General features: G+C 61.3%; 21 protein-coding genes and 1 pseudogene. 12 read left to right on the top strand and 10 right to left on the bottom strand.

Features of this window, described 5'->3' with window-relative positions:
- Positions 1 to 36 precede the first annotated feature (36 nt).
- The 6 genes from ACEPAJ_RS02760 to mreB all read right to left on the bottom strand — a co-directional run bounded on the left by ACEPAJ_RS02760 (position 37) and on the right by mreB (position 8691).
- A complete protein-coding gene (locus tag ACEPAJ_RS02760; protein WP_425913408.1) occupies positions 37 to 3870 on the bottom strand; it encodes a YhdP family protein in 3834 nt (1277 codons plus the stop codon).
- Positions 3871 to 3901: 31 nt separating this feature from the next.
- Positions 3902 to 5359, bottom strand: coding sequence for a ribonuclease G (gene rng, locus ACEPAJ_RS02755; protein ID WP_425913407.1), 1458 nt, complete (start codon positions 5357 to 5359; stop codon positions 3902 to 3904).
- A gap of 79 nt (positions 5360 to 5438) precedes the next feature.
- On the bottom strand, positions 5439 to 6041 hold the full coding sequence (locus tag ACEPAJ_RS02750) for a Maf family protein (protein ID WP_425913405.1): 603 nt from the start codon (positions 6039 to 6041) through the stop codon (positions 5439 to 5441).
- A 44-nt stretch (positions 6042 to 6085) separates the two neighbouring features.
- Entirely contained in the window at positions 6086 to 6571 is a 486-nt protein-coding gene (gene mreD / locus ACEPAJ_RS02745) for a rod shape-determining protein MreD (RefSeq protein ID WP_425913403.1), read from the bottom strand.
- The gene (mreC, locus tag ACEPAJ_RS02740; RefSeq protein WP_425913401.1) at positions 6571 to 7479 is read right to left on the bottom strand and encodes a rod shape-determining protein MreC; all 909 of its coding nucleotides are present in this window, start codon (positions 7477 to 7479) and stop codon (positions 6571 to 6573) included. The genes mreD and mreC overlap by 1 nt, the downstream gene beginning before the upstream one ends.
- Positions 7480 to 7650: 171 nt before the next feature.
- On the bottom strand, positions 7651 to 8691 hold the full coding sequence (gene mreB, locus ACEPAJ_RS02735; RefSeq protein ID WP_090243382.1) for a rod shape-determining protein MreB: 1041 nt from the start codon (positions 8689 to 8691) through the stop codon (positions 7651 to 7653).
- A gap of 237 nt (positions 8692 to 8928) precedes the next feature.
- Between mreB and gatC the strand changes: the two genes are divergently transcribed.
- The 6 genes from gatC to pcaC all read left to right on the top strand — a co-directional run bounded on the left by gatC (position 8929) and on the right by pcaC (position 14229).
- On the top strand, positions 8929 to 9216 hold the full coding sequence (gene gatC, locus ACEPAJ_RS02730) for an Asp-tRNA(Asn)/Glu-tRNA(Gln) amidotransferase subunit GatC (protein ID WP_425913399.1): 288 nt from the start codon (positions 8929 to 8931) through the stop codon (positions 9214 to 9216).
- A 15-nt stretch (positions 9217 to 9231) separates the two neighbouring features.
- Complete coding sequence (gene gatA / locus ACEPAJ_RS02725) at positions 9232 to 10683, top strand: Asp-tRNA(Asn)/Glu-tRNA(Gln) amidotransferase subunit GatA (protein ID WP_425913398.1); 1452 nt, start codon at positions 9232 to 9234, stop codon at positions 10681 to 10683.
- An 11-nt stretch (positions 10684 to 10694) separates the two neighbouring features.
- The gene (gene gatB, locus ACEPAJ_RS02720) at positions 10695 to 12140 is read left to right on the top strand and encodes an Asp-tRNA(Asn)/Glu-tRNA(Gln) amidotransferase subunit GatB (protein ID WP_425913396.1); all 1446 of its coding nucleotides are present in this window, start codon (positions 10695 to 10697) and stop codon (positions 12138 to 12140) included.
- A gap of 129 nt (positions 12141 to 12269) precedes the next feature.
- Complete coding sequence (locus ACEPAJ_RS02715; protein ID WP_425913395.1) at positions 12270 to 12641, top strand: septal ring lytic transglycosylase RlpA family protein; 372 nt, start codon at positions 12270 to 12272, stop codon at positions 12639 to 12641.
- Between the two features lie 98 nt (positions 12642 to 12739).
- Positions 12740 to 13828 carry a calcium/sodium antiporter gene (locus ACEPAJ_RS02710; protein ID WP_425913393.1) on the top strand — a complete coding sequence of 363 codons (1089 nt, stop codon included), beginning with the start codon at positions 12740 to 12742 and terminating at the stop codon, positions 13826 to 13828.
- Positions 13829 to 13851: 23 nt separating this feature from the next.
- Positions 13852 to 14229: a 4-carboxymuconolactone decarboxylase gene (pcaC, locus tag ACEPAJ_RS02705; RefSeq protein WP_425913391.1), complete on the top strand. Its 378-nt coding sequence runs from the start codon at positions 13852 to 13854 to the stop codon at positions 14227 to 14229.
- Positions 14230 to 14290: 61 nt separating this feature from the next.
- On the opposite strand, the pseudogene ACEPAJ_RS02700 reads toward pcaC, so the two are convergent.
- The 3 genes and pseudogenes from ACEPAJ_RS02700 to ACEPAJ_RS02690 all read right to left on the bottom strand — a co-directional run bounded on the left by ACEPAJ_RS02700 (position 14291) and on the right by ACEPAJ_RS02690 (position 17427).
- Positions 14291 to 15231 (bottom strand): annotated as a pseudogene (locus ACEPAJ_RS02700) (AEC family transporter).
- Positions 15232 to 15335: 104 nt separating this feature from the next.
- Positions 15336 to 15896, bottom strand: coding sequence for a response regulator transcription factor (locus ACEPAJ_RS02695; RefSeq protein WP_090243369.1), 561 nt, complete (start codon positions 15894 to 15896; stop codon positions 15336 to 15338).
- Between the two features lie 277 nt (positions 15897 to 16173).
- Complete coding sequence (locus ACEPAJ_RS02690) at positions 16174 to 17427, bottom strand: ATP-binding protein (protein ID WP_425913388.1); 1254 nt, start codon at positions 17425 to 17427, stop codon at positions 16174 to 16176.
- Positions 17428 to 17799: 372 nt separating this feature from the next.
- On the opposite strand from ACEPAJ_RS02690, the gene ACEPAJ_RS02685 reads away from it, so the two are divergent.
- The 6 genes from ACEPAJ_RS02685 (at position 17800) to ACEPAJ_RS02660 (ending at position 24610) form a co-directional block, all read left to right on the top strand.
- On the top strand, positions 17800 to 18513 hold the full coding sequence (locus ACEPAJ_RS02685; RefSeq protein WP_425913386.1) for an SIMPL domain-containing protein: 714 nt from the start codon (positions 17800 to 17802) through the stop codon (positions 18511 to 18513).
- A 223-nt stretch (positions 18514 to 18736) separates the two neighbouring features.
- Positions 18737 to 20335 carry an ABC transporter substrate-binding protein gene (locus tag ACEPAJ_RS02680; protein ID WP_425913385.1) on the top strand — a complete coding sequence of 533 codons (1599 nt, stop codon included), beginning with the start codon at positions 18737 to 18739 and terminating at the stop codon, positions 20333 to 20335.
- Positions 20336 to 20455: 120 nt separating this feature from the next.
- Entirely contained in the window at positions 20456 to 21466 is a 1011-nt protein-coding gene (locus tag ACEPAJ_RS02675; protein WP_425913384.1) for an ABC transporter permease subunit, read from the top strand.
- Positions 21467 to 21598: 132 nt separating this feature from the next.
- Positions 21599 to 22498, top strand: coding sequence for an ABC transporter permease subunit (locus tag ACEPAJ_RS02670; RefSeq protein WP_425913383.1), 900 nt, complete (start codon positions 21599 to 21601; stop codon positions 22496 to 22498).
- Between the two features lie 166 nt (positions 22499 to 22664).
- Positions 22665 to 23639, top strand: coding sequence for an ABC transporter ATP-binding protein (locus tag ACEPAJ_RS02665; RefSeq protein WP_425913381.1), 975 nt, complete (start codon positions 22665 to 22667; stop codon positions 23637 to 23639).
- Positions 23639 to 24610, top strand: coding sequence for a peptide ABC transporter ATP-binding protein (locus tag ACEPAJ_RS02660; RefSeq protein WP_425913379.1), 972 nt, complete (start codon positions 23639 to 23641; stop codon positions 24608 to 24610). Before ACEPAJ_RS02665 ends, ACEPAJ_RS02660 begins: the two co-directional genes overlap by 1 nt.
- Before the next feature lie 29 nt (positions 24611 to 24639).
- On the opposite strand, the gene ACEPAJ_RS02655 is transcribed toward ACEPAJ_RS02660, so the two are convergent.
- On the bottom strand, positions 24640 to 25416 hold the full coding sequence (locus ACEPAJ_RS02655) for a YdcF family protein (RefSeq protein WP_425913378.1): 777 nt from the start codon (positions 25414 to 25416) through the stop codon (positions 24640 to 24642).
- Positions 25417 to 25423: the final 7 nt, after the last annotated feature.

The following is a 25423-nucleotide window of genomic DNA, read 5'->3' as shown; positions in this document are numbered from 1 at the left end:
GGCAGACTGCACGGCTGTCTATCCGCCGCGCAGGATTTACTGAGGCTTTTCAAAGGGCTTATCGAAGCTGATATCCGGGCTCTGCCAAGGCCCGGTGACGTCGTATTGCACACTGGCAAAGCGCGCAACGCGATCACCCAGCAGCTTATCGGCGACAAACAGCGCACCGCCTATGGCTGGCGCACCGACAATCAGCGCCGCCAACGGCAGGTTGTTGGTCACCGGCAAGGTCACCAGCAGCTTGGCATCAATGCGGTCATTGGCCATGTCCAGCGTGCCCTTCAACTCCAGGTTGCTCGATGGCCCTTCCAGGGTGATTGGCTCACGGGTGACAAACACCCCGTTTTTAGCCTCCAACACGCCTTTGACCCGGTCATAGCTCAGGCCTTTACCCAGCAGATCGGAGAAGTCCAACCGCAGGCGCCGGCCAATCGAATTAAAGTTCAGCAGCCCAAATACTCGCAATGCCGAAGCCGGCCCTTCAACTTCGGAGAACTGCCCTTTGCGCAGAGAAGCATCCAGCGTGCCGCTGAGGCGCTTCATGCTGAACCAGGCCGGCGAGCCCGGCCAATCAGCATCCACATCCACATGAAAGTCTCGGCTGCTGGCGGTGGGGGCGTAGCCCCAGGCAATCAGCACGTCGGCCAGATCAGCGCCACCGAGGCGACCGGTATAGGCCGTACGCATGCCAGTGGCAGTTTGCAGCCAGGTCGCCCGACCCGCCACCTTTAAGCCTTTGAGGTTGAGATCCAGCTCGCTGAAGTGCACGCCCGCTTCTACCGGACGCGCCTTGAGAGACCAACTGCCCAGCGGCTCAATACCTTGAAAGACTTCATCGATGCGCACATCAAGCGCTGGGAAGCGACTCGGATCAACCGCCGCCAGCGGATCGGGTGTGTTCACCACAGGTGCGTCTTTAACCTTGAGCTCCGCTGCGGGCAAACGTAAGTAGTCGAGCGCCAGCGCTATCGGTACGCCGGCGGCATCCGGCAAGCCTACCCGGCCTTTCACCTGCGGACTGTCGAGGCTCACCGCCCAAATCCCGGCGTCGCGCGTAACACCCACTTCCAGCGCCTCCAGGCTGACGCCTAAGCCGCTGAAGCGAGCAATACGCAACTGTGCATCCTTGAACAATCGCTGCGCCTCACTGACTGGCACACTGGCATAAGGCTGCAACACGCTCTGCCAGGCTGACCAATCCAGTTCCGTCACGCGCCCACGCACACGCAGCCCCTGGCTGGTGGGCAGGCGTGCCGGGCCATCGGCTAAGCGGATCTCACCGCGGCCTTGATTAAACTGGCCAGGACTCGCCGCAAAAGACAGGCTCAGCAAGTCGGCGTAATCCAGCCAGTATCGCTGCTCGCGCCCACCCAGGCTCATACGCCACTCGGTGTTACGCGCCTCACTGGCCGCCTTGCCGAAGGGTGCCGGGAGCGAAATCGTCGCCCCCTTGAGGGAGGAGTTCACGCGGAGCTGGCTGTCGGCGCCGTCCAGGGTCAGGCGCAAGCGGTAGGGCAGATTACCGCCAACGGGCAGAGGCTGAGTTACGCCCAACCAAGCACTCAACGCGTTGACTGCAATTTTCCCACTGGCGTCGATACGGCTGCGCGCTTTACCCGGTGAACCCTCGGCTACGGCCTTGCCCCGCACGGTATGGCCGAGCACCTGGGCACGAATGTCCGGGGCACTGAGGCCACTGGCAGTGTTATAGCGAAATGCACCCTGCAACTGGCTGAATTGCAGCGGCGGATTAGGCAGGCTGAGTTGCGCGCCTGCGCTGGCGAAATCCACCACCACGGCAGGGGCCAGCCCCTTACGCAAGGGCAGGTCAAGCTTGAGCTTGCCTGTCAACGCCCCCTCACCACTCCAGCCAGCAAAAGTGTCTGCCGTGCCGATAGGTGTTTCCTGCAGGATGTGCAGGGCGTCATCAACCGTGCTGCTCAACTCACTGGTTAATAGCAAGCGCGCGGGCTGACCCGGTAATGAGGTGGCGATTAAAGCCTCGGCATTGCGCACCTGGCTATCAAGCAAGCGACCCTCGGCGAGCGCCACACGCACGCCGGTGTGTTCAATTGACACTGTGCCACGCGCCTCACGCAGTGCCGGCCAGCCTGGCTGAAAGGCCAGCTCCGCATCATGCACGGCAAAGAACAGGCTGATGCTGCGCGCGGCACTTTCCGCGCCTTTGTTCAGCGAACCCTGGTACTGGAAATAGCCTTCATCGACCGTCCCGCCACGGATCGCGCTTTTCAGCCAGGCATCAAGCTCATGGCTGAAGCCCGGCGAGCGGCTCGGCAAATACTTCTCGGTGAAGCGCGCGTCGCCGTTACGCAGGCCAATACGCAGGTCCATATAGTCTTCTTCGGCGGGGTCGAAGCGCAGGCGGATGAGAAAATCCCCGGCCGCCGGGCCTTCGTCCCCGACCACTTGCAAATACGGGCTGCGCAGGGTGAAGGCCTGCTCATCAATCTGCCAGGTCAGCAGCGCATTGGCGGTTTTGTAGTGCCAAGGGTTGGCAAACAAGGTGTCAAAATGCAGGGAAAAATCTTTGCTATCGAGCCGCAGCTCTCCCTGGCCTAAATCACCGCTGATGCTGCCACTGACATTCTCCGCCGCCGGCGACCCGTGCCATGCAGCAAAGCCGACGTGCTCCAGGTTGGCCGAGAACTGCAAGCGCTTGCTGTCGCTCAACCGCGGCCGGTAGTCGAGCTGGATATTGCGCAACACACCCCGCGGCTTAAGCTGCTCCAGCAACGCCAGGGCGTTATCCGGCAATGGCGCAAGCGCCGCCACCAGCGGCTGTAACGGGGCCACATCAAGCTGGTCGGCACTGAGCAACCACTGCTCGTGCACTTCACTGCTTTCCGCCTGCTGGGTCAGCGCCAGACGCACTTCGCCCCAGCGCTGCTCACCCCGACTGAAGGCCAGGTCATCCAGCAACAACTGGAAACCCGAATCGGTGCGGGTGAAATAAGCATTCAACGCCAGGTTACTCAGCGCAACCGATTCACGCTCGGCATAGCCAGCCGCAAACTGCGGCACATGCAGGCGGCTGACGGCTCGCTGCACGCCCCCCTTGGCCCAGCGCAACCAGACCTCGCCGCCGAGCTGCAACTGCTCGAGCCGCCACTGCGCCAGCAGACTCGCCGGCACCCAGGCCGCCCAGTCGCTCTGCGGCAGGCTGAGATAAAGATCGGCTTCAGCCTCCTGCCAGTGTTCGGCACTTAGACGCGTACGCAACTGCAGGGCCAGCGGCTGACCGTCCGGCAAGCGCAAACGCCCATCCAGACGCTGCCGCGTGCTGCCGTTGCGCAGGGTGAGATTGACATAGGTCAGCGTACGCACCGGCTGATCGTACGCCTGCACGGTCACTTGGCTGTTAACCAGCGTCAGGCGCTTAACCGCCTGCGACTGCGCTAGCAGTTGGCCCAGGTCCAGCGGCGCGGGCGAGCTGCGTTGCGCCAAGCCCTTGAGCGACCAAGCACCGCCTTCGCTCTGCGCCACGACCAGCTGCACGCCATCGAGCTCAAGACGGGCAATCCGTATCTGGCGTGCCAACAGACTGGCCAACACATCAGGCACCACGCGCACTTGATCCAACTGCAACGCGCTCGGCCCCTCACCAATCGCCACATCATGCGCGGTCAGCAGCGGCGAGAACCCTTGCCATAGGCCTTCCAGCGCGCCGATCTGCACCGGCATAGACAATGCTTCACGGGCTTTGTCTTCAGCCTCCAGGCGGTATTCGGCGACCAGTGGCACCAACTCGCGCCCGAGGCTGACGTAAAAGGCGGCGAGCACCAGCACCAAGGCGCACAGCCCCAATGCCGCGCGCAGTAGCAGGGCGAGTCCGCGCGCCAATGCCTGCATTCAGTTCACGCCCGGGCGGTCGGCACGCATATCAGAGCAGCACCACATCGTACTGCTCCTGGGAATACATGGTCTCGACCTGAAACTTGATGGTGCGGCCGATAAAGGCCTCGAGATCAGCCACATTGCCCGACTCTTCATCGAGCAGGCGGTCGACCACTTTCTGGTTGGCAAGCACACGGTAGCCTTCGGGTTGATAGGCCCGCGCCTCGCGCAGAATCTCGCGGAAGATTTCGTAGCAGGTGGTCTCCGCAGTTTTCAGCTTGCCGCGCCCCTGGCAGCAGCTGCACGGCTCACACAGCACCTGTTCGAGGCTTTCGCGGGTGCGCTTGCGGGTCATCTGCACCAGGCCCAACTCGGTGATGCCGATGATGTTGGTCTTGGCGTGGTCACGCTCCAGCTGTTTTTCCAGGGTGCGCAGCACCTGGCGCTGATGCTCTTCATCTTCCATGTCGATGAAGTCGATGATGATGATGCCGCCGAGGTTGCGCAGGCGCAGCTGCCTGGCAATCGCCGTGGCGGCTTCCAGGTTGGTCTTGAAGATGGTTTCTTCCAGCGTGCGATGGCCGACGAACGCGCCGGTGTTCACGTCGATGGTGCTCATCGCCTCAGCCGGATCGATGATCAGGTAACCGCCCGACTTGAGCGGCACCTTACGTTCCAGGGCTTTCTGGACTTCGTCTTCGACGCCATACAGATCAAAAATTGGTCGCTCGCCGGGGTAATGCTCCAGGCGGTCAGCTACTTCCGGCATTAGCTCGGCAACGAACTGAGTGATTTTCTGAAAGGTCTCACGCGAGTCGACGCGGATTTTCTCGATTTTCGGGTTCACCAGGTCACGCAGGGTGCGCAGCGCCAGGCTTAAGTCCTCATAGATCACCAGCGGTGTCGGACCGACCTTCATCTGCGTGGCGATTTGCCCCCACAGACGGCGCAGGTAACGGATATCCGCGAGAATCTCATCGGCGCCGGCGCCATCGGCGGCAGTGCGCAGAATAAAACCGCCCGCCTCTTCGATACCTTCGGCGGCCACGCAATCGGTGACCACCTGCTTGAGGCGCTCGCGCTCGGCCTCATCTTCGATTTTCAGCGAGATGCCCACATGCGCGGTGCGCGGCATGTACACCAGGTAGCGCGATGGAATTGACAGCTGCGTGGTCAGGCGGGCGCCTTTGCTGCCAATTGGGTCTTTAGTGACCTGCACGACCAGGCTTTGGCCTTCATGCACCAGCGCGCTAATGCTCTCTACCGCCGAACCTTCACGACTGGAGATTTCCGCAGCATGGATAAACGCGGCACGTTCCAGGCCAATATCAATAAAGGCCGCCTGCATGCCCGGCAGTACGCGCACCACCTTGCCTTTGTAGATATTGCCGACGATGCCACGCTTCTGCGTGCGCTCAACGTGCACTTCCTGCAGCACGCCATTTTCCACCACCGCCACGCGCGATTCCATTGGCGTGATGTTGATCAGGATCTCTTCACTCATGCGCTCATCTCTTCTGAGATAAAGCTGAAAGCCCGGAATCAGTGCCGATAAAGACGCTCACTCACCCGCGACCCGCAACCTATTGACTGTGATCTGGCAGCGACTGCCAGCACGGAATAGCAAATTCTGCGAGCAATGCAGCCGTCTCACACAAGGGTAAACCCACTACCGCTGAATAACTGCCGTGCAACTGACTGACGAACACCGCCGCCAGCCCCTGAATACCGTAACACCCCGCTTTGTCCTGCGGCTCACCGCTGGCCCAATAGGCTTCAATTTCAGCCGAGCTCAACGGGCGGAACGTAACCTGGCTAGTGACCACCCGCGCCACCACCTGCTGAGCGCTGACCAGGGCCACCGCGGTCAGCACGTCATGGCTGCGACCGGACAACGCGCTGAGGGTTGCCAGGGCCTCGTCACGGTCAGCGGGCTTACCAAGAATCCGCCCATCGAGCACCACCGCCGTATCAGCGCCGAGCACAACCGCCTCGTGCGTATCGCCCAAGGTAGCCAGCCCCGCTTGCGCCTTGGCTCGCGCCAGACGCTCTACATAGGCGATTGGCGACTCGTCTGGCAATGTATTTTCATCCACAGGAGCGCTTAACGTGAGGTAGGACACGCCAATTTGCGTCAGCAGTTCACGTCGACGCGGTGATCCGGAGGCGAGATAGAGGGTGGCCATGCAGACGTCTCCCTGTCGGATAAAGGCAAGGCCGGACGGCCTGCTTAGTTGACGCCCAAACGTCTATGCAGCCCACGCAGGAGCATGCAGACCCAAGGCCAGAGCAACGCGCTGACCAGCGCTGGCAAGACAAACGCCAGGGTTGGCGGGCGGCTGCCAGTCAGGGCGTTCAGCCACAGCTGCACCAGCTGCGCCAGGCCAAACACCACCAGCAGCACGGTGCTTTGCTGCCACATGGGGAACATGCGCAAGCGCTGATGCAGGGTCAGCACCAAAAAGGTAATCAGGGTCAGAATTAACGCATTCTGGCCGAGCAGACTGCCGTTCAGCACATCCGCCAACAAGCCAATGCACCAGGCCGTGGTCATGCCCACACGATGCGGCAACGCCAGCACCCAATAAGTCAGGAACAGCGCCAGCCAGAGCGGCCGCCCCAACTCCATAAACTTCGGCATGCTCGACACACTGAGCAGCAGCGCCAGGGCGAAGGTCAGCCAGATGACCCAGGTATTATTTGCACGCACGGCCATTATTGCGCTGCCTCCGGCGGATTAGCGGGTACGGCAGGCTGCGCAGGGAGTGCCTGCTGCAGAATTTCACGGTCCAGGGCTTCCTGCGCCTGCGCCGATTCTGTGGCGCGCTGCTCCGCGCTACGCGGATCGGTAAACACAAGCAGCATGTAGCGGCTGCGGTTGAGCGACGCCGTAGGCACCGCTCGCACAATCGCAAAAGGCTGACCGGAGTCATGAATCACTTCACTGACCGTGGCCACCGGATAACCGGCCGGGAAACGCTGGCCCATACCGGAGCTGACCAACAAATCGCCTTCCTTGATATCCGCCGTATCCGCGACATGCCGCAGCTCCAGACGCTCGGGATTACCGGTGCCGCTAGCGATAGCGCGCAGGCCGTTGCGATTCACCTGCACGGGAATGCTGTGGGTGGTGTCCGTGAGCAACAACACGCGCGAGGTGTAGGGCATCACCTCGACCACTTGGCCCATCAGGCCGCGCGCATCAAGCACCGGCTGACCCAAGACCACGCCATCCTTCTCGCCTTTATCAATCAGGATGCGGTGGGTAAAGGGATTCGGGTCAATGCCGATCAGTTCGGTGGCCAGCACTTCGTCATCGACCAAGGCGGCTGAGTTGAGCAGTTCGCGCAGGCGCACGTTTTGCTCAGTCAACGCTGCCAGCTTTTGCAGGCGACGCTGCATGATCAGCTGCTCGGCTTTGAGTTGTTCGTTCTCGACAGTCAACTCACTGCGCGTGCTCAGCTCCTGCGTCGCGCTCTCCCATACCCTTACCGGCAAGCTACCTGCCCAATAGACAGGCTCAACAATCAGCCCCAATTGCGCGCGCACTGGCTGCAGCCAGGTGAACCGCGCATCGACCACCATCAGCGCAGCCGACAGCACAGTGAACACCAACAGGCGCACACCCAGCGAAGGTCCTTTGGCAAATAGCGGTTTAATCGGCAGCTCCTCACGGCATCAGGCAGCAAACAAAAGCTGCAAGCGGGAAGATACCCGGTTGCAGCTTAGGTTCAATAGCAAAGGTCGACGCGTGCAGCACCTGTGTGGGCTGCACGGGGCGTTTAACCGACCACCTTACTCCGAGGAGAGCAGGTCCATGGTGTGGCGGTCCATCATTTCCAGCGCCTTGCCACCACCGCGTGCCACGCAGGTCAGCGGGTCTTCGGCAACGATCACCGGCAAGCCAGTTTCCTGTGCCAGCAGCTTGTCTAGGTCACGCAGCAATGCGCCACCACCGGTCAAGACCAGGCCACGCTCAGCGATGTCGGAGGCCAGCTCCGGCGGCGATTGCTCAAGGGCGCTTTTGACCGCCTGAACGATGGTCGCCAGGGATTCCTGCAGCGCCTCGAGCACTTCGTTGGAGTTCAGGGTAAAGCTGCGCGGTACGCCTTCAGCCAGGTTACGGCCGCGCACATCGACTTCACGCAGCTCGCCGCCCGGGTAGGCCGTGCCGATTTCTTGCTTGATGCGCTCAGCGGTGGATTCGCCGATCAGCGAACCGTAGTTACGGCGCACATAGGTAATGATCGCTTCGTCGAAACGGTCACCACCCACACGCACGGACTCGGCGTAAACCACACCGTTCAGGGAAATCAGGGCAATTTCAGTGGTGCCGCCACCGATGTCGACAACCATCGAGCCGCGGGCTTCTTCCACCGGCAGACCGGCACCAATGGCAGCGGCCATTGGCTCTTCGATCAGGAATACTTCACGGGCACCGGCGCCGAGGGCCGACTCGCGGATCGCGCGACGCTCAACCTGGGTGGATTTGCACGGCACGCAGATCAGCACGCGCGGCGACGGCTGCAGGAAGCTGTTTTCGTGAACTTTGTTGATGAAGTACTGCAGCATCTTCTCGCAGACGCTGAAATCGGCAATCACACCGTCTTTCATCGGACGGATGGCCGCGATGTTACCGGGCGTACGGCCAAGCATGCGCTTGGCTTCAGTACCGACCGCCACAACGCTTTTCTGGTTGTTGGCGCTGGTACGAATAGCCACGACCGACGGCTCGTTCAAAACGATGCCGCGCTCGCGGACATAAATCAGGGTATTGGCAGTGCCCAGGTCAATAGAAAGATCGCTGGAAAACATGCCACGCAGTTTTTTGAACATGGGATAGGGACCCTAGGCAACGCGTGGGTAAAAAAGTGCGGCAAACTCTAACAACGGCAGGGATTTTGAGCAAGGCACCAATATGTTAGATTGCCGCTTTTCCGGGCATTACGGCCCATCATCGCGGCCTTTGACCACCACCTGTCACTGTCTGTTCCCTGCGCTTTTGCGCATGGCGACCCGCTCACATTTCCAAAGGCAGCCAGCACTGCGCTGCCTTATATAGGGAGAAACCTGATGGCGCTTGAACGCTCCGACGTGGAGAAAATCGCTCATCTGGCCCGACTGGGCCTGAATGAAGCCGATATTCCGGGTACCACCGAGACGCTGAATAACATTCTCGGCCTGATTGATCAGATGCAGGCCGTCAACACCGATGGCATCGAGCCACTGGCTCACCCACTGGAAGCCACTCAGCGCCTGCGCGCCGACCAGGTCATCGAACGCAACCAGCGTGATGCCTATCAGGCCATCGCCCCGGCCGTGGAAAACGGTCTGTACCTGGTTCCGCAAGTCATCGAGTAAGGGAAACGCCTAGCCATGCATCAACTGACCCTGGCCGAGATCGCCCGCGCACTCGCCGACAAGCAATTTTCATCCGAAGAGCTGACCCGCAGCCTGCTGGCGCGTATTCAGCACCTTGACCCGCAGCTCAACAGCTTTATCACCGTCACCGAAGAGCTGGCGCTGAACCAGGCCAAGGCCGCAGATGCGCGCCGCGCCGCTGGCGAGAACGGCGCGCTGCTCGGCGCCCCAATCGGCCACAAAGACTTGTTCTGCACCCAAGACGTGCTGACCAGCTGCGCCTCGAAGATCCTCACCGGCTTCAAGGCTCCGTATAACGCCACCGTGGTCGAAAAACTCGCCGCCGCCGGCAGCGTGACTCTGGGCAAGCTGAACATGGACGAATTCGCCATGGGCTCGGCCAACGAATCCAGCCACTACGGCGCAGTAAAAAACCCGTGGGACGTGACCCGCGTACCGGGCGGCTCCAGCGGCGGCTCGGCTGCCGCCGTTGCGGCGCGCCTGCTACCCGCAGCGACCGGCACCGACACCGGCGGCTCAATCCGCCAGCCTGCGGCGCTGACCAACCTGACCGGGATCAAGCCAACCTACGGCCGCGTATCGCGCTGGGGCATGATCGCTTACGCCTCCAGCCTCGATCAGGGCGGCCCGCTGGCGCGCACCGCTGAAGACTGCGCATTGATGCTGCAAGCCATGGCCGGTTTCGATGCCAAGGACAGCACCAGCGTTGATCAGCCGGTCGACGACTATCTGGCGGCGCTGACTCAGCCACTCGCTGGCCTGCGCATCGGCCTGCCGAAGGAATACTTCGGCGCAGGCCTCGATGCACGGATCGGCGAGAAAGTCATGGCCGTGGTCGAGGAGCTGAAAAAGCTCGGCGCAACCGTTAAAGAAATCAGCCTGCCGAACATGCAGCACGCCATTCCGGCCTACTACGTGATCGCCCCGGCCGAAGCCAGCAGCAACCTCTCGCGTTTCGACGGCGTACGTTTCGGCTATCGCTGCGAAAACCCGGTGAATCTGGAAGACCTGTACAAGCGTTCGCGCGGTGAAGGCTTCGGCGCGGAAGTGAAGCGCCGCATCATGGTCGGCACCTACGCGTTGTCCGCAGGCTACTACGATGCGTACTACCTGAAAGCACAGAAGATCCGCCGCCTGATCAAGAATGATTTTGTCGCCGCCTTCAACGACGTCGACGTGATCCTCGGCCCAACCACGCCAAACCTGGCCTGGAAGCTTGGCGAGAAGAACAACGACCCGGTCGCTGCATACCTGGAAGACATCTACACCATCACCGCCAACCTCGCCGGCATCCCCGGTTTGTCGATGCCTGCGGGCTTCGTCGACGGCTTGCCGGTTGGTGTGCAACTGCTCGCCCCTTACTTCCAGGAAGGCCGCTTGCTCAACGTCGCCCACCAGTACCAACAGGTCACTGACTGGCACACACAAGCGCCGACTGGCTTCTGAGGAATAAACAGATGCAATGGGAAACCGTAATCGGGCTGGAAATTCACGCCCAGCTCAGCACCCAATCGAAGATTTTCTCCGCCAGTGCCATCACCTTTGGCGCCGAGCCCAACACCCAGGCCAGCCTGGTTGATCTGGGCATGCCCGGCACGTTGCCGGTACTGAATGCCGAAGCGGTGCGCATGGCCTGCAAGTTCGGCCTGGCAATTGATGCTGAAATCGCCGGCACGAACATCTTCGCCCGTAAAAACTACTTCTACCCGGACCTGCCTAAGGGCTATCAGACCAGCCAGATGGATCACCCCATCGTCGGCAAGGGCTTCCTTGATATTACTCTGGAAGACGGCAGCCAGAAGCGCATCGGCATCACCCGCGCGCACCTCGAAGAAGACGCCGGCAAAAGCCTGCACGAAGACTTCCAGGGCATGAGCGGCATCGACCTCAACCGTGCCGGCACGCCGCTGCTGGAAATCGTTTCCGAGCCGGACATTCGTTCGGCCAAAGAAGCCGTAGCCTATGTCAAAGCCATTCACGCGCTGGTTCGCTACTTGGGCATCTGCGACGGCAACATGGCCGAAGGCTCGCTGCGCTGCGACTGCAACGTCTCGGTACGCCCCAAAGGCCAGGCCGAGTTCGGCACCCGCGCCGAGATCAAAAACGTCAACTCGTTCCGCTTTATCGAAAAAGCCATCAACCACGAAGTGCAGCGGCAGATCGAGCTAATCGAAGACGGCGGCAAAGTCGTGCAGGAAACCCGCCTGTACGACCCGAACAAAGACCAGACGCGCTCCATGCGCAGCAAGGAAGAAGCCAACGACTACCGTTACTTCCCCTGCCCTGATCTGTTGCCGGTGGTGATCGAGCAAAGCTTCCTCGACGAAGTACGCGCCACATTGCCGGAACTGCCAGTCGAAAAACGCGCGCGCTTTGAAAGCGAGTTTGGCCTCAGCACCTACGACGCCGACGTACTGGCAGCCAGCCGCGAACTGGCCGACTACTTCGAAGCCGTCAAGGCCGTGTGCGGCGATGCCAAGCTGGCCGCCAACTGGGTGATGGGTGAGCTGTCCAGCCTGCTTAACAAGGACAACCTGGACATCGAGCAGTCGCCGGTTTCTGCCGAGCAGTTGGGCGGGATGATCCTGCGCATCAAGGACAACACCATCAGCGGAAAAATCGCCAAGATGGTCTTCGAGGCCATGGCCAACGGCGAAGGCAGTGCTGACCAGGTCATCGAAGCCAAAGGCCTGAAACAGGTCACCGACTCCGGCGCCATCGAAGCCATGCTCGATGACGTACTGGCGGCCAACGCCGAACAGGTTGAACAGTACCGCGCCAGCGATGAAGCCAAGCGCGGCAAGATGTTCGGCTTCTTCGTTGGCCAAGCGATGAAGGCCTCGAAAGGCAAGGCCAACCCCGGTCAGGTGAACCAACTGCTGAAGCAAAAGCTCGAAGGCTGAGCCGACGCTCATCCAAACCGCAGGCCATGGACGGCCCGCACTGACAACGCCGGGCTCGCCCGGCGTTGTTTTATTCGTAAGATGGGTCGAGTGCAGCGACACCCATCACCCCTATCCAGCGGAGGCTCCATGCGCCTGATCTTGATTGCCATCGCCAGCCTGCTGCTCAGCGCCTGCGCCAGCCCAGGCAAAATTGATCCCAATGGTTACCGCGCCGAAGGCCAGGCGTCCTACTACGGCGCACGCCACCACGGCAACAAAACCGCCAGCGGCGAGCGCTTCGACCAGCACGCGCTGACCGCCGCGCACCGCAGCCTGCCATTCGGCAGCCGCGTACAGGTCACCAACCTGCGCAATGACAAAACCGTGGTGGTGCGCATCAACGACCGCGGCCCTTACGCCAAAAAGCGCATTATCGACCTCTCGCAAAAAGCCGCTGAAGAGCTGGATATGCTGCGCGATGGCGTCATACCGGTGCGCGTGGAGCAGCTGTCGGATTAAACACAGCTGTTTACAAAGAAGCCGTAAACAGCCCGACCAGCCTCTGGCGCCGCGCACGCCGATGATTAAACTAGCGCCACTTTTCTGGAGCCCCTGTAATGACCCTGATGACCTTTGTTTACCTGATTGCCGGCCTGGTGCTGCTGGTGGCCGGCGCTGAAGTACTGGTACGCGGCGCCGCCAAACTGGCGGCACAATTCGGCATTCCACCGCTGATTATCGGTCTCACCGTGGTGGCCTTCGGCACCAGCGCGCCGGAAACCGCGGTCAGCGTGCAAGCCGCCCTGAACGGCAGCGGCGACCTGGCGATCGGCAACGTAGTCGGCAGTAATATCGCCAACGTCCTGCTGGTCTTGGGCGCAACGGCTCTGGTCGCACCGCTGATCGTCTCGCGCCAACTGATACGCCTGGACGTACCGATCATGATCGGCGCCAGCCTGGTGGTTTACGCCCTGGCATGGGATGGCGCCCTCAGCCGCCTTGAAGGCGCGCTGCTGTTTGCCGGTGTAATCAGCTACACCGCCTTTTTGATCATCAGCAGTCGCAAAGATAAAGCCGCCGCCGAGGATGACGAATTCGTCAAAGAGTTCGGCCTGGATCAACCGGCCAAGCCCTACGCCTGGGCGGTCAACCTGGGATTTCTGATCGCAGGCCTGGTGCTCTTGGTTGTCGGCTCCAACTTCCTGGTTGAAGGTGCGGTCAGCCTGGCCCGCGCGCTCGGTCTGTCGGAACTGGTCATCGGCCTGACCGTGATCGCCATTGGCACCTCGCTACCGGAGCTGGCCACCTCCATCATTGCCGCCTTCAAGGGCGAGCGTGATATCGCCGTGGGCAATATCGTCGGCAGTAACATCTTCAACCTGCTCTGCGTATTGGGCCTGGCGTCGATGATCTCGCCCAACCCGGTCGCGGTTGCGGCCAACGCTCTGGCCTTCGACTTCCCGGTGATGATTGCCGTGGCCGTGGCCTGCCTGCCGATCTTCTTCGCCGGCTACCGTATCAACCGCTGGGAAGGCCTGCTGTTTATCGCCTACTACGCGGCGTATACGGTGTACCTAGTGCTGTCATCGACCGGTAAGCCGTTCGCCGAAGTCTTCGGTGACGCTATGCTCGGTTATGCCTTGCCACTGACCGCCGTGACGCTGCTAATCATTGCTGGGCGCGCCTGGCATAAGCAGAAAGCCTGAGAGCCCATTGGGAGAAAAGCCGCATGAATGACAGCCACGAGCAAGGCCTGAAAGTACGCCGCGAAGTAATGGGCGACGCCTTTGTCGACCGCGCCCTGAACAACGCCAGCGACTTTACCCAGCCGCTGCAGGACTTCGTTAACCAGCACGCCTGGGGTGGCGTCTGGACCCGCGAAGGCCTGGACCGCAAGACCCGTAGCCTGATAACCCTATCGGCACTGACGGCGCTGAAGTGCCCGCAGGAGCTCAAGGGCCATGTGCGTGGCGCACTGAACAACGGCTGCACAGTGGAGGAAATCCGCGAAACCCTGCTGCACTGCGCGGTGTACGCCGGCGTCCCCGCTGCTATCGACGCCTTCCGCGCAGCGCAGGAAGTCATCGACGACTTCCAGAACACCTGAACAACAAAAAGCCGACGCAAGCGTCGGCTTTTTTGTACCGGCGATAGGCCCGCCAACAGCGCTAGATCCAGCCCACCCACTGCAAGGCCAACAACCCCAGGTTGGTACTGATGACCGACGCCAGCGTGGTGATCACAATAATCGCGGCGGCCAACTGATAGTTACCACCAACCGCCTTGGCCATGACAAAACTGGCCGCCGCCGTCGGACTGACAAAATATAAAAACAAAATGCCCAGGTCAGCGCCGCGAAAACCGCACACCACCGCGCCCAGCGTCGCCAGGAACGGCAGCCAGAGCACTTTCATCAAGCTCGAACTGACGGCCATACCACTGCCTTGTCGCAAGGAATCCAGGGTCAGCGTGCCGCCAATACAGATCAACGCCAGCGGCAAGCTCATTTGCGCAAAGTAACCGCCGGAGGTCAGCAGCCAGGCCGGCAGCGGGATGTGCCACGCGGCAATAGGAATCGCCAGCAGTACACCGATGATCAGCGGATTGCTGGCAATGCTCTTGCTCAGGCTCCAGACATCGGTCTTCGCCTGCGGGCTGTAAATCGCCAGGATGATGGCCGACAAGACGTTGTAACTGAGGATAACCACGCCGCCGAGCACGGCCCCGACCGACAGCCCGTAATCGCCATACATACTGGTGGCCAGCGCCAGCCCGACAATGCCGTTATTGCCGCGAAAGGCGCCCTGGGTGTAGATACCGCGATCCGCCTCGGGGCAACGCAAGATCGACCAGCCCCATGCCAGCAGGAAGCACCCAGGGTGGCCACCACGAAGTACAGCAGCAGTGCCGGCTGCAACGCGGTGCTTAGGTCCGCCTTGATGATGCCGAGAAACAACAGCGCCGGCAGGGTGCCGCGAAACACCAGCGTCGAGGCGGTGTTGATAAACGCCGCATCAATCAACCCGAAGCGCTTGAGTGCCACGCCGAGAAACAGCATGGAGAAGACCGGCGCGGTAACGCCGATGGTTTGCTGAACGATGGCAAGCATGACCGCCCCTGACGAGCCACTTAGTTAGGGGGCTAATGATAGCAAGGTCGCTTAGCAGAAAGCTTTCAACAGCCTTTCATGCAGTAAAAATTCGCCCGCAGCGCTTAGCGCCGAACCGGGCGCTTCTGCAGCTTGCGTTGCAAGGTGCGCCGGTGCATGCCCAGAGCGCGGGCCGTGGCGGAGATATTGCCTTCATGCTCGCTGAGCACGCGCTGGATATGCTCCCACTGCAGGCGGTCCACCGACATCGGGTTTTCCGGCACCAGGGTATCCAGGTCGGCATGCTGGGTGAGCAGCGCTGCCAGCACATCATCGGCATCGGCCGGCTTGCACAGGTAGTTGCAAGCACCGCGCTTGATCGCCTCGACCGCGGTAGCGATGCTCGAATAACCAGTGAGGATGACCACGCGCATCTCGGCATCCAGTTCCAGCAACTTGGGCAGCAGCACCAGGCCAGAGTCGCCTTCCATTTTCAGATCGACCACGGCGTAATCCGGCAGATCCTGTTCGGCCAGGGCCAGGCCTTCTTCGGCCGAGCCGGCGGTGGAAACCCGCAGGCCGCGGCGACTCATGGCGCGCGCCATCACGCGGGTGAAGGTGGGGTCATCATCAACCAACAGCAGGTGCGGTTGTTCTTCACCTTCGAACAGCACTTCATCGCTCATTCGGGTATTTCCTTAGGGTCTGTTGACGTTTCAGCGCAAGCCGCGTTGCTGCGCAAAATCTCGCCAGGCAAGGCGGAGGACGCAGGTAATGGTGTTCCCTTGCCAAGTCCTCCAACACCGCATGGCGAGATTTTCCGCGCAACCCAAAGGGCCGGGCCTGTTTTAGCGCGATACTGCGTTTCTCGACAGCTCATTTGGACCACCAAACTTCGCGTCTCGTGCCTGGCCTCGCGCTAAAACAGGCTCCGGCGCGGTCGCGATGAAACGCCAACAGACCCTAGCTTCGGCCATAGGCGCGCGGCAACTTCAGCTCGGTGAGCGTGCCGCCTTCTTCGTGGTTATACAGTTTAACCGTACCGCCGGCACGGGTGACGCTGGCCTGACTAAGGAACAAGCCCAAACCGAAGCCCTTGCCTTTGGTGGTAAAGAACGGTCGCCCCAGTTGCTCGGCAATCGCCAGCGGCACCCCAGCACCGAAGTCGCGGATGCTCAGGCGCAGCCATTGGTGGTCCCAGTCCAGGCGGATATCCAGCTTGTCCGGGCAGGCATCGGCGGCGTTGTTCAGCAAGTTGAGTAGCGCCTGGGTCAGATCGGCCGGCGGCATCATCTTAGGTGGCGTACCGCGGCCCAGGCATTGATAGCGATAGCTGGCTTCGGGCCGCATCAGGTGCCAACGGTTGAGGGTGGTTTCCAACCACTCCACCGAGGACAACTCGACCACCGCTTGGCGACGATCCGCCTCGGCCGCGCGCACCAGCTGCTGCAGGGTTTCCTTGCACAGCTTGACCTGCTCCTGCAGTACGGCGAGGTCTTCTTGCAGCATCGGTTCTTGATGCTCGCGGCGCAGCTCTTTAATCAGCACGCTCATAGTCGCCAATGGTGTGCCCAGCTCGTGCGCCGCACCGGCGGCCTGGGTGGCCACCGCCAGTAACTGCTGATCACGCAGACCTTCTTCGCGGCGATCGGCGCGCAGTTCTTCCTGCTGACGCAGTTCTTCGGCCATCTTCGCCACGAAGAAGGTGATCAACCCAGCGGCCAAGGCAAAGCTCAGCCACATGCCGTAGATCAGCAAACTTTCCCGTGGGCCTGCCGGCAACGCCAGCGGGTGCGACCACACCAGCAGAAAGGTGTAACCGCCCAGCGCCAGGCCAGACAAGGTGATGGTGTAGAGCCAGGGCAAGGTGGCCGCAGCGATGGTCAGCGGTACCAGGTAATAGGAGACAAAGGGGTTGGTCGAGCCACCTGAGTAGTACAACAACACGCTGTGGATAATCAGGTCGCAAGCCAGTTGCGCGGCGTATTCCTGCTCAGTCACTGGCCACGGCCCGCGCAGACGAAGCGCCGTGAGCAGACACAGCACCAGGGAGATCCCCAGGGTGACGCTCAGCTCCAGCCAGGGCAGCGGTAATGCGCCAGAGTTATAAGCCAGGCCCACGGATCCCGCCTGCGCCGCCAGCACTAGAATGCGGATCAGGGTCAGGCGCCAGAGGTTTTGCCGGCTCGCCGACAGTAGCTGCACAGGTGCGAGCATAGAATCTCCAAGATGCTCATTCAGCGAGCCGCGAAAGTATAACCAAGCCGCTACCCGCCCAACTGCGGCAACGCGCCGCAGCACATGCACACGCGAGCAGCTGTTTCAGCGAGCGCGAGCTAGAGCGAGGCAAGGCTGAAATGGCCGAGGACGCGGCGTTTACTCACTGTAAATGAGCAGGGGTCGCGCTAACGCGCATTCGCGGCAAGCCGCCTTCCGAGACCATTTCCAATGCCGTATCGCCGACGCTTAGCAGATCTGAGGCAGAGTTTAAAAAAGTGGAACCCGGTTTAACCCGCTTAGTCAGATAGCTACGTCTACCCTCTGGAAAGCTGCGCATAGCCCATGCGCCCATCACATAAAGGAATCGTCATGCTGCCGTTATCCCGCCTCGCCACCGCCCTGCTGCTGAGCGCCGCCACCTTACTGAGTACCACCGCCATGGCCGAAGACGCACGTTATAACCAGGTCTCGCTGCGCGCCGAGGTTAACCAGGAAATCGTCCACGACCTGATGCACGTCACCCTCTACACGGAAGCCCAGGACAGCGATCCAGCCGCCCTCGCCGCACAGATCAGCAAGACCCTCAACGCCAGCATCGCTCAGGCGCGCCAGGTCAAAGGCGTCAGCGTCGCCTCTGGCAGCCGCAACAGTTACCCGATTTACGACGACAAGGGCCAGAAAATCACCGCCTGGCGTGAACGCGCCGAGTTGCGCCTAGAAAGTGCTGACTTCAGCACCCTGTCCACACTCACCGGGGAAATGCTGCAAACACTGAAGATGGGCGGGATGAACTTCAGTATTGCCGACGACACCCGCAAGACCCGCGAAGATGCGCTGCTCAAAGATGCCGTGGCAGCGTTTAAAGCACGCGCTCAACTGGCTACCGAAGCCTTGGGCGGCAGCGGCTACAAACTGGTCAGCCTGAATCTGAACACGGGCGGCTTCCAACGCCCGATGCCGATGCGCATGGAAATGATGAAAGGCGCCGCCATGATGGATGCCGCGGTTACGCCAGAGATCGAAGCCGGCACCAGCCAGGTGAGTATTAATGCTGATGGGGTGATAGAGGTGCAGATGCCCTGACATCTGCTACAAACAGAAGCAGCGCCGTTACCCGACGATAGCGGCGCTTTGCCATGTTTTCACCCCACACTTACAGAAATGCGACACCAACAGATAGCTGCACCGCCATTCCTGCTCTCACTGCCACATGACGCTTGCCGTCGGCATGTGGCCTGCATAGCTTCACCCAAGGTCTCCACAAGAGCCCCCTCTGGATCACAACCACAATAACCATGAGGTCACTATGCGTAAGAATGCCGTCATTCAGGCTCTACTCGCCGCTGGGCTGATCGCCAGCACCCCGTTTGCCAGCGCCGCCGGCAACCTGGTGTTTTGCTCAGAAGGCAGCCCCGCCGGGTTCGACCCGGGCCTGTACACCACCGGTACCGATTTCGATGCTGCTGCGGAAACTGTGTTCAACCGTTTGAGCCAGTTTGAGCGGGGCGGCACCGCGGTGATTCCGGGCCTGGCCGAAAAATGGGACATCAGCGAAGACGGCCTGAGCTACACCTTCCACCTTCGCCCGAACGTGAAATTCCATACCACCGAATACTTCACGCCGAGCCGCACCTTCAACGCTGATGACGTGCTATTCACCTTCCAGCGCATGCTCAACACCGACCACCCGCTCCGCAAAGCCTACCCGTCGGAGTTTCCCTACTTCACCGACATGGGCATGGACGCGAATATCGCCAAGATCGAAAAGCTCGACGACATGACCGTCAAGTTCAGCCTCAACGAAGTCGACGCCGCCTTTATCCAGAACCTGGCGATGAGCTTCGCCTCGATCCAGTCCGCCGAATACGCCGACCAACTACTCAAGACCGGCAAGGCTGCTGACATCAACCAGAAGCCCATCGGCACCGGTCCGTTTGTGTTCAGCCGCTACCAGAAGGACGCGGTGATCCGCTTCAAGGGCAACAAGGAATACTGGCAGCCGGATGAAGTGAAAATCGACAACCTGATCTTCGCCATCAACACCGACGCCTCGGTGCGCATGCAGAAGCTCAAGGCCGGCGAATGCCAGGTCACTCTGTTCCCACGCCCAGCGGATCTGGACGCCCTGCAAAAAGATCCGAGTCTCAATATGCCGGAGCAGGCCGGGTTCAACGTCGGCTATATAGCCTACAACGTCACCCACCCACCGTTCGACAAGCTGGAAGTGCGCCAGGCGCTGGACATGGCGGTGAACAAGCAAGGGATCATCGACGCGGTCTACCAGAGCGCCGGCCAACTGGCCGTCAACGGCATGCCACCGACCCAGTGGTCGTACAACGACAGCATTAAAGACCCCGCCTACGACCCGGAAAAAGCCAAAGCGCTGCTCAAGGCCGCTGGCGTCAAGGAAGGCACCGAAATCACCCTGTGGGCCATGCCGGTGCAGCGCCCGTATAATCCAAACGCCAAACTGATGGCCGAGATGCTGCAAAGCGACTGGGCCAAAGTGGGGATCAAGGCCAAGATCGTCACCTACGAATGGGGTGAATACCTCAAACGCGCCAAAGCCGGCGAACACGACGCCATGCTGATCGGCTGGAGCGGCGACAACGGCGACCCAGACAACTGGCTTGGCACCTTGTATGGCTGTGATGCGGTAGACGGCAACAACTTCTCCAAATGGTGCGATGCCGACTACGACAAACTGGTCAAAGCCGCCAAGCGCGTGACCGACACCGCCGAGCGCACCGAGCTGTACAAGCAAGCCCAGGAGATCCTCAAACGTGAAGTGCCGATCACCCCGATCGCCCACTCCACGGTCTACCAGCCAATGAGCAACAAGGTTGTGGACTTCAAGATCAGTCCGTTCGCGCTGAACTCGTTCTACGGCGTCGGCGTCAAGTAAGCACACGCAGCACGTCGGTTGGCGGGCGGTTTAGCCCCTCGCCAACCGAGCACCACCTGCAAATACCGCATAACAGCGCCAGGCCATTGCAGCCAGGCGCGCACTGGAGCACCCATTCGCATGCTGTCTTTTATCGCCCGACGTTTGGGGCTGCTGATCCCCACCTTTTTCGGCGTCACCCTGCTGACCTTCGCGCTGATCCGCATGATCCCCGGCGACCCGGTGGAGGTGATGATGGGTGAGCGCCGTGTCGACCCGGTGCTGCACGCTGAGGCCATGGAACGCCTGGGCCTGAACAAACCGCTGTATGCCCAGTATTTCGACTATATCGGTCAACTGGCCCAGGGTGATCTGGGCGAATCGCTGCGCACCCGCACCAGTGTCTGGGATGAATTCACCACGCTGTTCCCCGCCACCGTGGAACTGGCCCTGGCCGCCCTGTTATTTGCTGGCACCCTGGGCCTGATTGCCGGGGTGATCGCCGCCCTCAAGCGCGGCTCATTGTTTGACCACGGCGTGATGGGCATTTCGCTCGCGGGCTACTCCATGCCGATTTTCTGGTGGGGCCTGCTGTTAATCATGTTTTTCTCGGTGTGGCTGGGCTGGACGCCCGTGTCCGGGCGCATCGACCTGCTGTACGACATCCCGCCGGTCACCGGTTTTATGCTGATCGACACCCTGCTTGCCGATGAACCCGGTGCGTTTGCCGATGCGCTCCACCACCTGATTCTTCCGGCCATTGTGCTTGGCACCATCCCCCTGGCGGTGATCGCCCGCATGACCCGCTCGGCGATGCTCGAAGTGCTGCGCGAGGACTATGTGCGCACCGCCCGCGCCAAGGGCCTTTCGCCAGCTCGCGTAGTGTTTGTGCATGGCCTGCGTAACGCACTGATCCCGGTGCTCACGGTGTTCGGCCTGCAGGTCGGCGCATTGCTGGCCGGCGCGGTGCTGACCGAAACCATCTTCTCCTGGCCGGGCATCGGCAAGTGGCTGATCGAATCGATTGGCGCACGCGACTACCCAGTGGTGCAAAACGGCATTCTGCTGATTGCTTGCCTGGTGATCCTGGTCAACTTCGTGGTGGACATCCTCTACGGCTTGACCAACCCACGTATTCGCCATCAGCGCTAAGGAACACACCATGCATAGCCGCATTGTTTCCGTAGGGTGGATGACGCTTCACCCATCCACCCTCGCAACGTCCAAACGGTGGATGAAAAAAGCGTCATCCACCCTACGCAGGCACACTCTGGAAGCTCGCCCATGACGACCACCACTGTAGACCAGAGCCTGCTCTACCCCTCGCCGCTCAAGGAGTTCTGGCAAGCCTTTGCCCACAACAAAGGCGCGGTTGCCGGCCTGCTGTTTATGATCCTGCTGGTGATCTGCGCGCTGTTTGCGCCGTGGCTCGCGCCGCATGACCCCAGCGAGCAATACCGCGACTTTATGCTGACCCCGCCGGCCTGGCTGGAGGGCGGCCAGTTACAGTTCCTACTGGGCACCGATGAAGTCGGCCGTGACCTGCTCTCGCGACTGATCCACGGTGCGCGTCTGTCGCTGCTGATCGGCCTGGCCTCGGTGCTGATGTCGCTGATCCCCGGCATTCTTATGGGCCTGGTTGCCGGCTTCTTTCCGCGGCTGCTTGGGCCGTCGATCATGCGCCTGATGGATATCATGCTGGCCCTGCCCTCGCTGCTGCTGGCGGTGGCTATTGTCGCCATCCTCGGCCCGGGGCTGATCAACACCATCTTCGCCATCGCCATCGTCTCGCTGCCCTCCTACGTGCGCCTGACCCGCGCCGCGGTGATGGGCGAGCTGAACCGCGACTACGTCACCGCTTCGCGCCTGGCCGGTGCCAGTTTGCCGCGACTGATGTTTATTACCGTGCTGCCCAACTGCATGGCACCGCTGATCGTGCAGGCCACCCTGAGCTTTTCCTCGGCGATTCTCGATGCCGCCGCACTGGGTTTTCTCGGCCTCGGCGTGCAACCGCCAACGCCTGAGTGGGGCACCATGCTGGCGTCGGCGCGCGACTACATCGAGCGCGCCTGGTGGGTCGTCAGCCTGCCCGGCCTGACCATCCTGCTCAGCGTGCTGGCAATCAATCTTATGGGCGACGGGCTGCGTGATGCACTCGACCCCAAGCTCAAGAACGCCGTATGAGGAGGCCAGCCATGAACAACCTCCTAAACGCGAAAACCTCTTGCGTAGGGTGGATGACGCTCTTTTCATCCACCGCTGGTAAACCGCAATGGTGGAGGGGTGAAACGTCGCCCACCCTACGAAAAAAACCCGCTCAGGCACCACGCCCTAAAACAGAGGCCGCCCGATGAGTCTGTTGGATATCAAAAACCTCAGCGTGCGCTTCGGCGACGCCACTGCAGTACCGGTGGTTGACGGCCTCGACCTGTCGGTGGCCAAGGGCGAAGTGCTGGCGATTGTCGGTGAATCCGGCTCAGGTAAATCAGTGACCATGCTGGCGCTGATGGGCCTGGTTGACGCGCCCGGCATCGTCACGGCAGGCAGCCTGCAATTCGATGGCACCGACATGCTGCGCCTCAAAGGACGGCAGCGCCGGCATATCGTCGGCAAAGACCTGTCGATGGTTTTTCAGGACCCCATGACCGCCCTCAACCCCAGCTTCACTGTGGGTTATCAGATCGAGGAAGTACTGCGTCAGCACCTGCACCTCAAAGGCCAGGCCGCCCGCCAGCGCGCACTGCAACTGCTCGACCGGGTGGAAATCCCCGCCGCTGCCAGCCGCCTGACTGCTTACCCGCATCAGCTCTCCGGCGGCATGAGCCAACGGGTGGCGATTGCCATGGCGATTGCTGCCGAACCGAAACTGCTGATTGCTGACGAGCCGACCACGGCGCTGGATGTGACCATCCAGGCGCAGATCATGGAGCTGCTGGTCGGGCTGCAACGCGAACAGGACATGGGCCTGATCCTGATCACCCATGACCTCGCCGTGGTGGCCGAAACCGCACAACGGGTCTGCGTGATGTATGCCGGCCAAGCGGTGGAAATCGGCAGCGTGCCGCAGCTGTTCGACACCCCGACGCACCCTTATACCGAAGCGCTGCTCAAGGCGATCCCCGAACACAGCCAGGGCCAGCGCCGCCTGACCACCCTGCCCGGCATTGTCCCAGGCCGCTATGACCGGCCAACAGGCTGCCTGCTGTCACCGCGCTGCCCTTATGCCGAGCCTCGCTGCCATGACCAGCGGCCAGGCCTGGATATCCATGCCCGCGGCGCGGCGCGCTGCTTCTACCCGCTCAACCTGACTGCGGAGGTGGCCTGATGAGCGCCGTTCTGACTGCTCGCGACCTTACCCGCCACTACGATATTTCCCGCGGCCTGTTCCAACCCAACGCTCAGGTGCAGGCGCTCAACGGCGTGTCATTTGAACTGCAAGCCGGTAAAACCCTAGCCGTTGTCGGCGAGTCCGGCTGCGGCAAATCCACCCTGGCCCGCGCCCTGACGCTGATCGAAGAGCCCAGCTCAGGCTCACTGCAGATCGCCGGGCAGGAAGTGACCGGCGCCAACAAGGCCCAGCGCAAGCAACTGCGTCGCGATGTACAGATGGTCTTTCAAAACCCTTACGCCTCGCTCAATCCCCGGCAGAAGGTCGGCGACCAGCTCGGCGAACCGCTGCTGATCAACACCTCGCTGTCGCGACTGGAGCGCCGCGAAAAGGTCCAGGCGATGATGCAGCAAGTCGGCCTGCGCCCCGAGCATTACCAGCGCTACCCGCATATGTTCTCCGGCGGCCAGCGCCAGCGCATCGCCCTGGCCCGCGCGATGATGTTGCAGCCCAAGGTGCTCGTGGCGGATGAGCCGACCTCGGCGCTGGATGTGTCGATCCAGGCCCAAGTGCTTAACCTGTTTATGGACCTGCAAGAGGAGTTCAACACCGGTTACGTGTTTATCTCGCACAACCTCTCGGTGGTGCGCCACGTGGCTGACGATGTGCTGGTGATGTACCTCGGCCGCCCAGTGGAAATGGGTCCCAGCGAGCAGATTTACCAGCGCCCACTGCACCCTTACACCCAGGCGCTGCTGTCGGCGACGCCGACCATTCACCCTGACCCGAGCAAACCGAAGATCAAGATCAGCGGCGAGCTGCCCAACCCACTATCGCCGCCCAGCGGTTGCGCCTTTCATCAGCGCTGCCCGCACGCCAACGAGCGCTGCCAGGTTGAACAACCCGCCCTGCGTTTGCTGGATGCGCGACAGGTGGCTTGCCACCATGCGGAACGGATCAATAGTTAACGACTGCACGCCCCGGCAGCCGGGGCTTGTTATTCCTCAGCCCGACCTCGGTAGAACAGCCGATAGCCCAACTGCCCAATGGCCTCGTTGAGCAATAGCCCGTTCTGCCACACCGCCTTACCTTCCGGCAGCCAGCCACCGGCTGGGCGTCCATTGGGCGTCCCGAGAAAGCCCATGGGCGCACTGACCACCTGCAAACCCGCCTGCTCGAAACTCCAGCGCGACCTGGGCATATGCCAGGCCTGGGTCACCAGCACCACACGATGAATACCAGCGGCTTTGAGTAGCTCGGCGCTGTGGATCGCATTCTCCCAAGTTGTGCGACTCAGGCCTTCCTGCCAACGCACCGGCAAGGCGTAATCGCGCGCCAGCACCTCAGCCATCAACGCCGCCTCACTGGGCGGCGCGCCATAGTGCAAACCGCCCGTGGTCAACAGCGGCAACCCCGACGCCTTGGCCAGACGCGCGGCATAACGCACCCGCTCCAATGCCAGCAAACTGGGTTGATCGGCGCCCCAGCCGGGGTCTGCCAAATCTCGCCCGCCGCCCAACACCACAATCACATCAGCGTGCTGAGCCAAGCCAGGCCATTGCTTTTCAGCTAATGCCGCTTCGCGCTCCAATAGCTGCGCCGACCACTCGACCACCACCGGCAGGCTAAACAGCCACATGCCGCCTAACCCGACAACCAGGCAGCCCGCAGCCAACCGTGGAAAACGCCGACGCAGCCACCAAGCGGCCAGCAGCAACAGCAGAAAAAGGCCTGGCGGAAGAAAAAATTGTTTGAGGATGTAGCGAATCGGCATCGAGCAC

Source organism: Pseudomonas sp. GWSMS-1 (assembly GCF_049847425.1).
In the GTDB taxonomy this organism is placed as follows: Bacteria; Pseudomonadota; Gammaproteobacteria; order Pseudomonadales; family Pseudomonadaceae; genus Aquipseudomonas.
The sequence above is the reverse complement of the archived record's forward strand: the minus strand, read 5'-3'. Positions and strand labels throughout refer to the sequence as shown.

Bases quoted from the DNA above. Each gene is read 5' to 3' on its own strand.
- ACEPAJ_RS02760 (WP_425913408.1), bottom strand. From the start codon at position 3,870: ATGCAGGCATTGGCGCGCGGACTCGCCCTGCTACTGCGCGCGGCATTG.
- rng (WP_425913407.1), bottom strand. From the start codon at position 5,359: ATGAGTGAAGAGATCCTGATCAACATCACGCCAATGGAATCGCGCGTG.
- ACEPAJ_RS02750 (WP_425913405.1), bottom strand. From the start codon at position 6,041: ATGGCCACCCTCTATCTCGCCTCCGGATCACCGCGTCGACGTGAACTG.
- mreD (WP_425913403.1), bottom strand. From the start codon at position 6,571: ATGGCCGTGCGTGCAAATAATACCTGGGTCATCTGGCTGACCTTCGCC.
- mreB (WP_090243382.1), bottom strand. From the start codon at position 8,691: ATGTTCAAAAAACTGCGTGGCATGTTTTCCAGCGATCTTTCTATTGAC.
- gatC (WP_425913399.1), top strand. From the start codon at position 8,929: ATGGCGCTTGAACGCTCCGACGTGGAGAAAATCGCTCATCTGGCCCGA.
- gatA (WP_425913398.1), top strand. From the start codon at position 9,232: ATGCATCAACTGACCCTGGCCGAGATCGCCCGCGCACTCGCCGACAAG.
- gatB (WP_425913396.1), top strand. From the start codon at position 10,695: ATGCAATGGGAAACCGTAATCGGGCTGGAAATTCACGCCCAGCTCAGC.
- ACEPAJ_RS02715 (WP_425913395.1), top strand. From the start codon at position 12,270: ATGCGCCTGATCTTGATTGCCATCGCCAGCCTGCTGCTCAGCGCCTGC.
- ACEPAJ_RS02710 (WP_425913393.1), top strand. From the start codon at position 12,740: ATGACCCTGATGACCTTTGTTTACCTGATTGCCGGCCTGGTGCTGCTG.
- pcaC (WP_425913391.1), top strand. From the start codon at position 13,852: ATGAATGACAGCCACGAGCAAGGCCTGAAAGTACGCCGCGAAGTAATG.
- ACEPAJ_RS02695 (WP_090243369.1), bottom strand. From the start codon at position 15,896: ATGAGCGATGAAGTGCTGTTCGAAGGTGAAGAACAACCGCACCTGCTG.
- ACEPAJ_RS02690 (WP_425913388.1), bottom strand. From the start codon at position 17,427: ATGCTCGCACCTGTGCAGCTACTGTCGGCGAGCCGGCAAAACCTCTGG.
- ACEPAJ_RS02685 (WP_425913386.1), top strand. From the start codon at position 17,800: ATGCTGCCGTTATCCCGCCTCGCCACCGCCCTGCTGCTGAGCGCCGCC.
- ACEPAJ_RS02680 (WP_425913385.1), top strand. From the start codon at position 18,737: ATGCGTAAGAATGCCGTCATTCAGGCTCTACTCGCCGCTGGGCTGATC.
- ACEPAJ_RS02675 (WP_425913384.1), top strand. From the start codon at position 20,456: ATGCTGTCTTTTATCGCCCGACGTTTGGGGCTGCTGATCCCCACCTTT.
- ACEPAJ_RS02670 (WP_425913383.1), top strand. From the start codon at position 21,599: ATGACGACCACCACTGTAGACCAGAGCCTGCTCTACCCCTCGCCGCTC.
- ACEPAJ_RS02665 (WP_425913381.1), top strand. From the start codon at position 22,665: ATGAGTCTGTTGGATATCAAAAACCTCAGCGTGCGCTTCGGCGACGCC.
- ACEPAJ_RS02660 (WP_425913379.1), top strand. From the start codon at position 23,639: ATGAGCGCCGTTCTGACTGCTCGCGACCTTACCCGCCACTACGATATT.
- ACEPAJ_RS02655 (WP_425913378.1), bottom strand. From the start codon at position 25,416: ATGCCGATTCGCTACATCCTCAAACAATTTTTTCTTCCGCCAGGCCTT.